Genomic DNA, 12,977 nt, shown 5'->3' with positions numbered 1-12,977 from the left:
GACGACTACGCCCAACGCTGGCGAGACCTGCCGGCGCCCACCTTCTTCCCCGACCCCGAACCCGCCACACCCGAAGACGTCGCCGCCGCCAACGCCGCCGCCCGCGCCTTCACCGCCGGCCTGCACGCGACGGCCCCGGATCACACCCCGGCGCGTCCCTCGAAGCCGCCCTGGCGCCCCTCCGGCTGACGCGCCACCCGCGCGAAGCGCCCTCCATTTCGAACCACGAACCACACCAACCACACGAACGCTCCCAGGCCACAGCTCGGAGCGCGCGACCGCATGTTCGTGTGGTTCGTGTGGTTCGTGGTTGAATCTCAACAGCGCCTGCGGCGCGCAGGGCTTCGCCCGTCGCCCGCCATGCCCTAGCCTGTGCGGAAAACCTCGGAGGACCCATGCTTGCGCTGATGATGGACCGACCGCTGACGCTCCCGTCGATCCTGGAGCATGCGGCGCTCTACCATGGCGACCGGCAGGTGGTGACGCGCACGGTCGAGGGGCCCATCCACCGGTACGGCTATCGTGACGCGCTCACGCGATCCAAGCAGATGGCCAAGGCGCTGCTGGCGCTGGGCGTGAAACCGGGCGACCGGGTGGCCACCCTGGCCTGGTCCACCCATCGCCACTTCGAGCTCTACTTCGCGGTCACCGGCATCGGCGCGGTGCTGCACACCATCAACCCGCGGCTCCACCCGGATCAGGTGGTCTGGGTCGCCGACCATGCCGAGGACTCGGTCCTTCTCTTCGACATCACCTTCAACGACCTCGTCGCCGAGATCGGCCCGAAGATGGCGACCGTGAAGACGTTCGTGGCCATGACCGACGCCGCGCACGCGCCGCCCGATACGCTGGTCTACGAAGACCTGCTGGCGGCCCAGACCCCGGACTTCGACTGGCCCGACATCGACGAGAAGAGCGCGTCCGGCCTCTGCTACACGTCCGGCACCACGGGCAACCCGAAGGGCGTGCTCTACGGCCACCGCTCGACGGTGCTGCACGCCCTCGCGCTGGCGCTGCCCGACGCCTTCGACCTGTCGGCCCGCGACGTGGTCATGCCCTGCGCCCAGATGTACCACGCCAACGCCTGGTGCACGCCGTACGCCGCCCCCCTGGTGGGGGCGACCCTGGTGCTGCCGGGCCGGCTGCTGGACGGCCCCAGCGTCTGCGAGCTGATCGCGGCCGAGAACGTCACCTTCCTGCTGGGCGTGCCGACCATCTGGGTGGGCGTGGCCGACCACCTGGACCAGACCGGCGGTCAGTTGACGTCCGTGCGCACCATCGCCATCGGCGGTTCGGCGCCCACCGCCTCACTGATCGCCCGGATCGAGAACCGCCTCGGCGGCAAGGTGCGCCAGATTTGGGGGATGACCGAGACCTCGCCGCTGGGCGTCATCAACACGGCGTTGCCCGAGCACGCCGACGAGACCGAGGAACAGACCCTCCAGCGCAAGCTGAAGCAGGGCCGCGGCCTCTGGGGCGTCGACCTGCGGATCGTGGGCGAGGACGGCCAGCTCCTGCCCCGCGACGGCAAGACGCCGGGCCAGCTGCAGGTGCGTGGCCCCTGGGTGGCCTCGGCCTATTTCAAGCAGGACGGGTCGGCCGCCTTCACCGCCGACGGCTGGTTCGACACCGGCGACATCGCCACCCTCGACCCCCAGGGCTACCTGCGCCTGACGGACCGCGCCAAGGACGTCATCAAGTCGGGCGGCGAGTGGATCTCGACGCTGGACCTGGAGGAGGCGGCCTGTTCGCACCCGGCCGTGGCCATGGCCGCCGCCGTCGGCATGCCGCATCCCAAGTGGGACGAGCGGCCGCTGCTGCTGGTCGTGCTCCGCCCAGGCCAGAGCGTCGACCCGGAGGCGGTGAAGGCCCATGTCGGCGCCCGCGTCGCCAAGTGGTGGACGCCCGACGAGGTCCGCATCGTCCCCGAACTGCCGATCGGCCCCACCGGCAAGGTGCTGAAGCGCGAACTGCGTGACCGGCTGGCCACGCCGGGCACGTCATCGTGACCATGACGAAAAGCTCACAGAACCGCCTCTTGAACCGCGCGTTCACCCCTCTCAGGTGATGGTGGACGTGATGGAGGTCGGGCTTGGCTCGCAAACGGCCGAAGGGTGTGATCCAGATGGGGTGGGCGGCCATCGAGGCCGCCGCCAAGGGCCGCACTGAGCACGCCCCCACGTCCGCCGACTATCCCGACCACGTGGTCCGCCGCACCAGCTTCATCGCCGGCGGCGGCCACGGCTGGCGCATCTCGGCGCTCGAGACGCCCCGCGCCAGGCCGGCGCCCTGGAAGATCGTCGTCATCACCGGCGCGCCGTCGTGGGCCGAGTACTGGGCCGAGACCCTGGCCGAGCTGCCGCAGGACCGCGAGATGATCGTGGTCGACCGGCCGGGCTATGCCGGCTCCGAGCCGCGACATCCCGTCACCGACATCCGCGTCCAGGCCGAGGCGCTGGCGCCCGTTCTGAAGGCGGCGCCCGGCCAGAAGGTGCTGCTGGTGGGCCAGAGCTACGGGGCCGCCATCGCCTCGATCATGGCTGACCAGAACCCCGGCAAGGTCGCAGGCCTGGTCCTGCTGTCCGGCTTCTTCGGCGAGGCAGGCCCCACCGCCCGTTGGCTGCTCGACCTGGGCGGCAAGGCGCTGAAGATGATCCCGAAGGACCTGCGCCACGCGGTCATCGAGGTCACCGGCCAGAAGCCCCAGCTGCGTCACGCCAGGCGCGCGCTCAGCCGCGTGAACGTGCCGATCCACATGATCCACGGCGACATGGACGACTTCGCCCCGCTGGAGACCGCCGAAAGGCTGGCCGAGGAGACGATCACCCGCCGCCCGATCCGCGTGGTCCGCACCGAAGGCGCCAACCACTTCCTGAACGACGGCCCGGCCGAGATCCTGCTCTCGGCCCTGGAAGCCTGCATCCCGCAGAAGACCACCGCCTGGACCTTCCGCTGGCCCAAGCTGTCTGGCTTCTGGCCGGTGAAGGTGGGTGCGAAGCACGCCCAGGCAACCTGATTGTTCTTGACTGGCCGGGCGTGGGTTAGCTTTCGGCGCTAGCGCAGGAACACTCCCGTCGCGACGGCGAAGCCGATGACCACCAGCCAGGGCGGCAGCTTCGCCACATGCAGGAACACGAAGGCCGCGGCCAGCAGGGCCCAGTCGGCGGGCCGCTTGATCGTGGTCAGCAGCACCGGGTCCCAGAGCGACGCCGCCAGGACGCCCACGACGGTCGCGCCGACCCCGGCCAGCACGCCACGCGCCCAACCCTCGCGCTTCAGCCGATCCCAGAAGGGCAGAACGCCGGTGATGAGAAGCAGGCTGGGCAGGAAGATGGCGAACAGCGCGATGAGCCCGCCCACGACGCCGCGCGGCCCGTAAGTCTGGGCGGCGCCGACGTAGCCCGCGAAGCTGAACAGCGGCCCGGGCAGCGCCTGGACGGCGCCGTAGCCCATCAGGAACGCCTCCTGGTTCATCCAGCCGCGATCCACCACCTCGCGCTCCAGCAGCGGCAGCACCACGTGGCCGCCGCCGAACACCAGCGAGCCGGTGCGGTAGAACACGCTGGCCAGCCCCAGCCCGGGGTTCTGCAGGACGGCCGCCAGCACCGGCAGACCCACCAGCAGCCCCGCGAAGATCGCCAGAGCAACCAGGGCGCTCTTGGTGTCGACCATCTCGACCGCGTCGTCGGGCTGGGCGTCGGCCGTCTCGCCGCGCAGCATCGCGAACCCGAACAGGCCGCCCGCGACGATCGCCATGATCTGGGCCACCGGGCTCTGCGCCACCACCAGGCCCAGCGCCGCGCCGATCGCCATGCCGGCACGGATCGGACCCACGGCCAGCGTGCGGGCCATCTGCACCACCGCCTGCAGCACGACGGCCGCGGCGGCGATCTTCAGGCCGTGGATCCAGCCGTCGCCGAAGCGGAACATCAGCTCAGGCGCGAACTCGGCGAAGGCCAGCATCGCCACGGCCGCGGGCAGGGTGAAGCCGGCGAACGCGGCCATCGCGCCGGCGAGGCCGGCCTGCCGCAACCCGATGGCCATGCCCATCTGGCTGGACGCCGGTCCTGGCAGGAAGTGGCAGAGCGCCAGCAGGTCGGCGAACGCGCTCTCGCTGATCCAGCCGCGCCGCTCGACGAACTCGCGCCGGAAATAGCCGATGTGCGCCACCGGCCCGCCGAACGCGGTCAGGCCCTGCCGAAGGAACGCCACGAAGACGTCGAAGGCGGTGACAGTGCGGACCGGCTGGGCGTCGTCCATGGCGCTTAGATGAAATCCAACTGTGGCGTTGTCGAGCCGATCCGCAGATAGGGCCTTCCCAGCCCCATCTGAACGACGATAAGGCTTCTCCAAACACTTGTTTCGAAGAAGAGGAAAACGCCATGAAGGCCGCCGTGCTGCGTGAAGTGGGTAAGCCGCTTCAGATCGAGGACGTGAAGATCGGGAAGCCGGGCCCGCGCGAGGTGCTGATCCGCACCGCCGCGGCCGGCGTCTGCCACTCGGACCTGCACTTCATCGAGGGCAAGTATCCGCACCCGATGCCGGCCGTGCTGGGCCACGAGAGCGCCGGCGTCGTCGAGGCCGTGGGCTCGGAAGTCCGCAACGTGAAGCCGGGTGACCACGTCATCACCTGCCTCTCGGCCTTCTGCGGCCACTGCGACCACTGCGTCACCGGCCACATGGCCCGCTGCGTCTCGCCCGAGACCAAGCGTCGCGAAGAGGAAGAGCCGCGCCTCTCCTCGGCCAACGGCCCGATGCTGCAGTACCTGAACCTCTCGTCGTTCGCCGAGCAGATGCTGATCCACGAGAACGCCTGCGTCGCGATCCGCAAGGACATGCCGCTGGACCGCGCCGCCCTGATCGGCTGCGGCGTGATGACCGGCGTCGGCGCCGTGATCCACACCTCCAACGTCCGTCCCGGCGACACCGTGGCCGTCATCGGCTGCGGCGGCGTGGGCCTGGCGGCGGTCAACGGCGCGGCCCTGGCCGGCGCCGGCCGGATCATCGCCATCGACATGGCGCCGGGTAAGGAAAACCTGGCCAAGTCCATGGGCGCCACCGACTTCGTCCTGGGCGGCCCTGACGCGGTGAAGACCGTGCTGGAGATGACCCGCGGCGGCGTGCAGCACAGCTTCGAGGCCATCGGGCTCGCCGCGACGGCCGAGCAGGCCTTCAACATGCTGTGCCGCGGCGGCACCGCTAACGTCATCGGCATGATCCCGGTCGGCCAGACCATCAGCCTGATGGGCGCCGCCTTCCTGGGCGAGAAGCGCATCCAGGGCTCGCTGATGGGCTCGAACCGCTTCCCGGTCGACATGCCCCGACTGGTCGACGCCTACATGGCCGGCAAGCTGCACCTCGACGACATGATCAGCCGCCGCATCCGGCTGGACCAGGTCAACGAGGCCTTCGAGGAAATGAAGACGGGCGCCGTCGCCCGATCGGTCATCACCTTCGACGCCTGACGCCGGCGATGGCCACGGAAACGCCCGGCCTCGCGCCGGGCGTTTTTCGTTTGGGGCCGAACTCAGCCGGCCTTGGGCCGCATCACCAGCCAGGGGGTCGGGAACGCCCGCCACTCCCACACCGCCAGCAGCTGGTCCAGGTGGGGCAGGTTCCGGATCCACGGCGGCCCGTCCAGGACCTTGGGCCCGGTGTCCACCTGGACGATGTCGTGGGTCGGCTCAAACCGCGCGCGGATCGTCGCCAGGGCGTCCCGCCGGTAGCCATCGTGGGTCTCGACGATGAGGCTCATCTGCGCCAGGGCCGGCGCCAGGTCGGGGCGCAGCACATCCAGCTCGGCGCCCTCGGCGTCGACCATCACCAGGACGCGACGGCCGGCGAAGGCCTCGAAGTCCTGCGGTCTGAACTCGCCGCCCACGATCACGCGGTCGGCCACATCGTTGCGCGCGGCGAGGTCGGCGCACGCGATCCGCGCCTTCTCGTCGATGTCGTGCGCATGGATGACGACGCCCGGCATCATCCGGGCCAGGCCGACGGCGTAGTAGCCCTCCGCGCACCCCACATCGATCACGCAGTCGGGCCCCTCAGCCGCAAAGGCGGCGAGGTGGGGATGGAGCTCGGACTCGTAGGTCCCCAACAGCCGGGGGATCAGCGCCCCTTCGGTCGCTCGCCGTACGTAGTTCATGCCCGCGAAGGGACCGCCCCAGATGACCGCGCCGCCCTGCAGCGAGATGAAGGTGTTGGCCAGCATGTGCGAGCGCCACCGGCCCAGAAGGCGGAGGAGGTCGTAAACAGGGTGCTGGTCGGTCTGCTCTGTCCAGCCGGCGACGATCCGGCGAACGAACCCGACCGTGTCCGTGGTGACTGTCATACCGGGACCTAGGCGCGAAGCGGTCCGCCGCGCAAGCTAGAGCAGGGACAGGGCCAGGTCCGCCGGCCGGCAGAGCGCCGCGCCCTTGGGCGTCACCACGATCGGACGGTTCACCAGGACAGGCTCGATGATCATCGCGGCGATGATCGCCTCGTCCGACACGTTGGGATCGGTCAGGCCCAGCGCTTCGGCGTTGGTGCCGCGCACCCGCAGGATGTCGTGCGCGCCCAGCTCCATCCGCTTCAGCAGATCCTCGAGCTGTTCGCGCGTCCAGCCGACCTTCAGATACTCGACGACCTTGGGCTCGACGCCCTTGTCGCGCAGCAGCTGCAGGGTGTTCCGCGAGGTCCCGCAGCTGGGGTTGTGGTAGATCGTGACGTCGCTCATGGCGGCGGGATAACCCTTCGCGCGCCGGCGGGCTACCCCTCCAGCGCGTCGATCATCGCCACTCGCGGCGCATGCCGGCCGCCGTCGAACGGAGCGGTGAGAAACGCATCGACGATGTCGAGCGCCAGCCCTTCGCCGATCACCCGCGCGCCCAGCGCGATCATGTTGGCATCGTTGTGCTGGCGGATCATGCGGGCGGAGAAGGTGTCGCCGCACACGCCGCAACGGATGCCCCTGACCTTGTTCGCGGCCATCATGATGCCCTGGCCGGTGCCGCAGAGGATGATCCCAAAGCGGCAATCGCCCGAGGCGACCCGCCGCGCCGCGGCCTCGCCATGCTGGGGATAGGGCGTGCTTTCGGGGGTCATGGGCCCGATGTCGACGGCCACCCAGCCTAGCGCTTCGACGTGCGCGGCGATGACCTGTCGCAGGGCGATGGCGCTGTGGTCGCTGGAGAGGACGATACGGTTGTTGGCGGTCATGACGAGCCTATAGCGCCAGCCTTGCCCCCAACGCCATCACCAGCTGAACGCGCGAGTGCCGGCCACCCAGGTCGAGTCCGAGGTGTCCCAGGCCATGACGTCGGCCGGGCGGGCGGGCAGGGGCGCGACGCCGGACGGCCAACGCTCCAGCCCGGCCACATATCGCACGTCCAGGCGGCCGGGGCCGCTGGGGCGTATGATCAGCTCCACGCCATTGCCGGGCGCCTGCCAGTTCACCTTGACCCATTCGCCCGCCGGCAGCGCCAGCGTGATCGGCACGCCCGACAGGCTGTTGGCCTGGGCCGCGGTGCTGGCGCGGATCTGTAGCGCCAACGTGCGCGCGCCGGCCGGAGGCAAGGCGTTCAGGCGCACCGATCCGTCGGCCTGTTTCACCAGCGTCACCTGGGGCGCGGTCTCGGCGACCGGCGGCGCGGCCACAGCCAGCTGCGGATTGCGCCAGGCCCAGTGTTTCATCAGCGTGGGTGAGCCGCCTTCGGCGCCCAGAACGCTGCGGGTCCAGGACGTCTTGTCGACCTTAGGGGCGTAGCGCCAAGCCTTACCGGTGTCCTGATCGACCAGATAGCCCACGTAGCTCACCTGCGGGAACCGCGGCGACCAGGGTTCGTCCGAGCGGATGAACAGCGTCAGCGTCAGCCCGCCGGCCAGCAGAATCATGCCGACGACGAGCCCTTTCTGCGCACCGTTGTCCGGCTGGGCCAGCGGCCACAGCACGAGGCCCGCCGTGACCATCTGGATGCCGAACAGCGGCATCAGATCCATGGCCTCGAAGGCGAAATGCGAGATGCCGCCCTGCCAGCCCAGAGCCGCGGCGGCCAGAACGACCAGGAGCACGGTGGGCAGTACGCCGCGCCGGGCGCTGAGCGCCGTGGCCGCGGCTCCGATGGCGCCCGCCAGCAGCGGCCAGACCAGTACATACGAGGCCGCCGGGAACGCCGCCTGGACGATGATCGCCAGGACGAAGCCCAGCACCAGCACGCCGGCCCATGCGCCCTTGCGGGTGGTGCGGGTCTTGTAGACGAAAAGCCCCAGGACGCCGGCCAGAACGCCGGTCACGGCTCCGATCATGTCGAATTCGCCGAAGGCCGAGCAGCCCAGCCCCAACAGTACCGGCACCGCGGCCATCCAGCGCCGTCCCCGGGCCAGGTCGCCCGCCGACAGCATCAGGAAGCCCAGCGACAGCAGCATGATCGCCCATTCCCAGGGCGCGGCATGCGCCATCAGGAACCGTTGCTCGATGAAGCCGAACCCGGAGCCGGTCAGGTGGCGGGCGAACTGCAGCGCGGCGACCGAGCCCAGCGCCCCGAACGCCAGCGCGCCCATGCCGCGCGGGATGTCCATGGCCTCGAACTCGCCGGAATGGCGGGCCCAGCGCACCGAGAAGGCCAGCAGCACGGCGACCACCAGCAGCAGCACCCAGCCGAACCAGACGGGATAGGCCACCACAATGTCGCCGAAGAGGTTCGAGTAGATCGGCGAGGCCGACTTTCCGGGAAGGTCCCTCGAGAACGCCGCCTCGCTGGCGACAGCCAGGAGCTGGGTTCCCATGTCCTGCAACGAGCCGCGCTCGAGATTGGCCGGCGTCGAGGTGGCGCTGTGGTAGTCGAACTGGCGGCCGATGATCGCGTAGTTCATGCCTGGGATGCCTGCGGCCAGGCTCTCGGTCATATCGGTGTCGTTGGGCATCTTCTCGTAGATCATCACGGCTAGCGACGAGCTGGCGGGTCGCTGGGCGGTCTGCTGGAAGAGGCGAATGAGTTCGCCGTTCTCCTTGCTGGTCTGGAACATGTTGACCCGGCCGGATGAGCCGCGGGCCTCCAGGTTCAGGACCAGCCCGATCCGCTTGGCGAGCGGATCACGCCGGAAGAAGTGGTTGGCGCCCAGCAGGCCGGCTTCCTCGCCATCGGTGACGACCAGCATGACATCGCGGGCGGGCACGCCGCGGGCCTTGATCGCGCGGATGGCTTCCAGCGAAGCGGCGACGCCCATGATGTCGTCGGCGGCGCCAGGCGAGCCGGGCACGCTGTCGTAGTGCGACATGATCGCCAGCGCCGGTTTGGTGCGATCGCGGCCGGGCAGGATCCCGATCACGTTCTCGACCGGGCCGGCGACAACCATCCCCGGCGCCCACTTCGGCTGCTGTACGCCTACGCCGGGGCGGATCTGAGGCGAGAGTCCCAGCTCGGTCATCCGGGCCACCAGGGCGTCGCGCACGCGGACGTTGGCGGGCGAGCCGATCGGGTGCGGTTCTGAGGCGAGGAGCGTGACGTCGGCGAAGGCTCGGTCGGCCGAGAAGACGCTGGCCGGCGCGCTGGCCGGCTGGGACTCGGGCAACAGCTGATCGTTGAACGCGATCCACGACCCCAGCATCAGCGCCACCAGGAGCGCAAGGTAACGAAGCACGCCTCAGTCCCTCCCGTTTGTGCGCGGAGGCTAGACTGGCTCGCTGAAAACGAAAACGCCCGCCGGTGGAGGCGGGCGTTCCGTTACTGACGCTACGCTACTGGGGTGCGGCTTAGGCGGCGATCGTCGCGCCGACTTCCATGGGATCGCGCAGCACGTAGCCGCGGCCCCAAACGGTCTCGATGTGGTGCTTGCCGTCGGCGGCCGCCGCGAGCTTCTTCCGGAGCTTGCAGATGAAGACGTCGATGATCTTCAGCTCGGGTTCGTCCATGCCGCCGTACAGGTGGTTCAGGAACATTTCCTTGGTGAGCGTCGTGCCCTTCCGGAGCGAGAGCAGCTCGAGCATCTGATATTCCTTGCCGGTCAGATGCACGCGGATGCCGTTCACTTCCACGGTCTTGGCGTCGAGGTTGACCACGATGTCGCCGGTCTTGATGACCGACTGGGCGTGGCCCTTCGAGCGGCGGACCACCGCGTGGATGCGGGCCACTAGTTCGTCCTTGTGGAACGGCTTGGTCATGTAGTCGTCGGCGCCGCCCGAGAAGGTCTTCACCTTCGTCTCGATCTCGGCCGTCCCCGACAGGATCATGATCGGGGTGTTGATCTTGCCGACGCGAAGGGTCCGCAGGACGTCCATGCCGCTCATGTCGGGCAGGTTCAGGTCCAGAAGGATGAGATCGTAGTCGTAGATCTTGCCCAGATCGACGCCTTCTTCACCCAGGTCCGTAGTATAGACGTTGAAACCTTCGGACTTGAGCATCAATTCGATGCTTTGCGCAGTCGCGCTATCGTCCTCGATCAACAATACGCGCATTAGCCTCTCCTGCCCGCGTCCCCGCATACCCGGCGAACGGATGCCTCCGCTCTTCGGCTCACCGTTAACCTGCCCGAGCGTCCTTTAAGACCGGTTAATGGTGCTGGTCCCCAAGTGAGAATCGTTAATCTGATTTCCGAATCGGACTCAAGCGGAGCCGGCGGGCCGTCGAGTCGCACCTCTGTTGAATCTTTCGTGATTGGACACTCCCTTCGAAGCAGAGGGTGGGAACGCCTTGCTCTCACAGGGGTTTCACCGGCCAACAGAGGCCGGAGTAACGCCATGACCGACCATCCCGAGACCCTTGCGCCCTACCAGATGCCGTGGCGCCGCGACCGCGTGAAGCAGGCGCTCGCTCTGGCGCCAATGCTGCGCGCCGTGCCGAAGAACCCGCTGTTTCTCATCGGCGCCGCCGTGATCGGCGTGGCCGGCGTGTTGGCCTGGCGCAACCGCGAGAAGATCGCCGCCACGACCGGCCCGATGATCGATGACGCCAAGGCCCGGGGGCATGCGCTGATCGAGGAGGCCCGCACCAAGGGCGAGGACCTGATCGACCAGGCCAAGGCCACCACCGAGGCGGTGGTCGCCAAGACCCGCAGCCGTAAGGCTGGTCCGGCGGGGACGCCGACGGTGACCGACGTTCACTAGAGATCCGACTGCGGCGCCTGGACGCGGCAAAAATCGCCGACCAGGCGCCAAGGCAGAGCCAGTTCTTCACAACCCCTTAAGCCTGCGAGGCCATGGTCTCGCACATAGCTCAAGGGGCGTGCGTGCAGAGCCTTGTGGCCGCGATCGAGCGGCTTGATCCATTGACGGTCTCCGGGCGGGTCGCCGCGGTGAACGGCCTCCTGATCGAGGCGCGCGGCGGTCTGTCGCGCCTGGCGGTGGGCGCCCGCGCCGAGATCACCCGCCTCGCCGAGAAGCCGGTGGCCGCCGAAGTGGTGGGCTTCCGCGAGAACCGCGCCCTGCTGATGCCGTTCGGGCCTGTCGAGGGCGTGGCGCCCGGGGCGGAAATCCGCATCCAGCCGCTGGGTTCCGCCGTGCGTCCGACCAAGGCCTGGCTGGGCCGAATCGTTGACGCGTTTGGTGAACCGATCGACGGCAAGGGCCCGCTGCCGCAGGGCATCGTGGGGTACCCCCTCCGCGCCCCGCCCCCGTCGGCTCACGCCCGCGCCCGGGTGGGCGAGCGCCTGGACCTTGGCGTGCGGGCCATGAACGTCTTCACCACCTGCTGCCGCGGCCAGCGCCTGGGCGTCTTCGCCGGCTCGGGCGTCGGCAAGTCGGTGCTGCTGTCGATGCTGGCCAAGAACGCGGACTGCGACGCCGTCGTGGTGGGCCTGATCGGCGAACGGGGCCGGGAGGTCCGCGAGTTCATCGAAGAGACCCTGGGCGAGGAAGGCCTGCGCCGCGCCATCGTCGTGGTCGCCACCTCGGACGAGCCGGCCCTGAAGCGCCGGCAGGCCGCCTACATGACCATGGCCATCGCCGAGTTCCTGCGCGACCAGGACCTGGAAGTCCTCTGCCTGATGGACTCGGTCACCCGCTTCGCCATGGCCCAGCGAGAGATCGGCCTGGCCGCCGGCGAGCCCCCGACCACCAAGGGCTACACGCCCACCTGCTTCACCGAGTTGCCCAAGCTTCTGGAACGCGCCGGCCCAGGGCCAATCCGGCCCGACGGCACCCAGGCCGGCCCGATCACGGGCCTGTTCACGGTGCTGGTGGACGGCGACGACCACAACGAGCCGATCGCGGACGCCGTCCGAGGCATCCTGGACGGACACATCGTGATGGAGCGGGCCATCGCCGAGCGCGGCCGCTTCCCAGCGATCAATGTGCTGAAGTCGATCAGCCGGACCATGCCCGGCTGCCAGTCGCCGGAAGAGCGCATCATCGTGCGCCAGGCCCGCGAGGCGCTCTCCGCCTATTCCAACATGGAAGAGTTGATCCGCATCGGCGCCTATCGCGCCGGGGCCGATCCGCTCATCGACCGGGCCATCGCCCTCAATCCTGCCGTCGAGGCGTTCCTGTCTCAGAACCCCAACGACGCCACCAGCCTGGACGACAGCTTCCAGGGCCTCTCTGACATCCTGCAAGGAGCCGCCGCGTGAGTTGGGCCGAATCCCTGATCAAGCTGTCGACCTACGAGGCCGAGGTCCTGCAGAAGCGGCTGGCCGAGATCGTCGACCGCCGCGTCGCCTGCGAACTGCGGATGGCGATGCTGGACGCCGAGGGCGAGGCCGAGATGGCCTACTCCGCCCAGGAGGCCGAGGCCGGCATCTACCGAGCCGGCTTCTTCGAGGGCCTGAAGATCCGCAAGGCCAGGATCCAGTCAGAGATCGACGTCATCCTCATCGAGGAGGCCGGGGCTCGCGATGCGCTCTCCGAGGCCTTCGAGGCCCAGAAGAAGTACGAGCACATCGCCGACAACCTCCGCCTCGAGGCCCGCAAGCTGCAGGGTCGCGTCGAGGCCGCCGCCATGGACGAAATGGGGCTGCGCAAGCGCGCGAGCTAAGGCGCTGGAGAGCCGCTGCCTGGGCTC

General features: G+C 69.1%; 13 protein-coding genes. 7 read left to right on the top strand and 6 right to left on the bottom strand.

What is annotated here, in order from left to right:
• The 3 genes from EPN98_RS12110 to EPN98_RS12100 form a co-directional block, all read left to right on the top strand.
• Positions 1–189, top strand: a 189-nt coding sequence (locus EPN98_RS12110; RefSeq protein WP_293362957.1) for a hypothetical protein, incomplete at its 5' end; no start/stop codon positions are given.
• Positions 190–395: 206 nt separating this feature from the next.
• Entirely contained in the window at positions 396–2,009 is a 1,614-nt protein-coding gene (locus tag EPN98_RS12105; protein ID WP_293362956.1) for a long-chain-fatty-acid--CoA ligase, read from the top strand.
• Between the two features lie 83 nt (positions 2,010–2,092).
• Positions 2,093–3,016, top strand: a complete 924-nt coding sequence (locus EPN98_RS12100) for an alpha/beta hydrolase (protein ID WP_293362955.1) — start codon at positions 2,093–2,095, stop codon at positions 3,014–3,016.
• Between the two features lie 38 nt (positions 3,017–3,054).
• On the opposite strand, the gene chrA is transcribed toward EPN98_RS12100, so the two are convergent.
• Positions 3,055–4,260, bottom strand: a complete 1,206-nt coding sequence (gene chrA, locus EPN98_RS12095) for a chromate efflux transporter (RefSeq protein WP_293362954.1) — start codon at positions 4,258–4,260, stop codon at positions 3,055–3,057.
• A 122-nt stretch (positions 4,261–4,382) separates the two neighbouring features.
• Here chrA and EPN98_RS12090 point away from each other — a divergent pair, with 122 nt between their 5' ends.
• Positions 4,383–5,465, top strand: a complete 1,083-nt coding sequence (locus EPN98_RS12090; RefSeq protein ID WP_293362953.1) for a Zn-dependent alcohol dehydrogenase — start codon at positions 4,383–4,385, stop codon at positions 5,463–5,465.
• 62 nt (positions 5,466–5,527) lie between these two features.
• Here EPN98_RS12090 and EPN98_RS12085 read toward each other — a convergent pair whose 3' ends face one another.
• From EPN98_RS12085 to ctrA, 5 genes are all read right to left on the bottom strand, one after another.
• Positions 5,528–6,334, bottom strand: a complete 807-nt coding sequence (locus EPN98_RS12085) for a hypothetical protein (protein ID WP_293362952.1) — start codon at positions 6,332–6,334, stop codon at positions 5,528–5,530.
• Positions 6,335–6,370: 36 nt separating this feature from the next.
• Positions 6,371–6,721: an arsenate reductase (glutaredoxin) gene (gene arsC / locus EPN98_RS12080; RefSeq protein WP_293362951.1), complete on the bottom strand. Its 351-nt coding sequence runs from the start codon at positions 6,719–6,721 to the stop codon at positions 6,371–6,373.
• Positions 6,722–6,753: 32 nt separating this feature from the next.
• Positions 6,754–7,203, bottom strand: coding sequence for a ribose 5-phosphate isomerase B (gene rpiB / locus EPN98_RS12075; protein WP_293362950.1), 450 nt, complete (start codon positions 7,201–7,203; stop codon positions 6,754–6,756).
• Positions 7,204–7,239: 36 nt separating this feature from the next.
• Positions 7,240–9,624 carry a M20/M25/M40 family metallo-hydrolase gene (locus EPN98_RS12070; RefSeq protein WP_293362949.1) on the bottom strand — a complete coding sequence of 795 codons (2,385 nt, stop codon included), beginning with the start codon at positions 9,622–9,624 and terminating at the stop codon, positions 7,240–7,242.
• Positions 9,625–9,736: 112 nt separating this feature from the next.
• Positions 9,737–10,438: a response regulator transcription factor CtrA gene (ctrA, locus tag EPN98_RS12065; RefSeq protein WP_293362948.1), complete on the bottom strand. Its 702-nt coding sequence runs from the start codon at positions 10,436–10,438 to the stop codon at positions 9,737–9,739.
• Between the two features lie 282 nt (positions 10,439–10,720).
• On the opposite strand from ctrA, the gene EPN98_RS12060 reads away from it, so the two are divergent.
• From EPN98_RS12060 to EPN98_RS12050, 3 genes are all read left to right on the top strand, one after another.
• Positions 10,721–11,086, top strand: coding sequence for a YtxH domain-containing protein (locus tag EPN98_RS12060; protein ID WP_293362947.1), 366 nt, complete (start codon positions 10,721–10,723; stop codon positions 11,084–11,086).
• 122 nt (positions 11,087–11,208) lie between these two features.
• Positions 11,209–12,546, top strand: coding sequence for a flagellar protein export ATPase FliI (fliI, locus tag EPN98_RS12055; protein ID WP_293362946.1), 1,338 nt, complete (start codon positions 11,209–11,211; stop codon positions 12,544–12,546).
• A complete protein-coding gene (locus tag EPN98_RS12050; protein ID WP_293362945.1) occupies positions 12,543–12,950 on the top strand; it encodes a flagellar export protein FliJ in 408 nt (135 codons plus the stop codon). The genes fliI and EPN98_RS12050 overlap by 4 nt, the downstream gene beginning before the upstream one ends.
• Positions 12,951–12,977 lie beyond the last annotated feature (27 nt).

Origin of the sequence: Phenylobacterium sp. (genome assembly GCF_004299445.1) — a bacterium.
Lineage (GTDB): Bacteria > Pseudomonadota > Alphaproteobacteria > Caulobacterales > Caulobacteraceae > Phenylobacterium.
The sequence above is the reverse complement of the archived record's forward strand: the minus strand, read 5'-3'. Positions and strand labels throughout refer to the sequence as shown.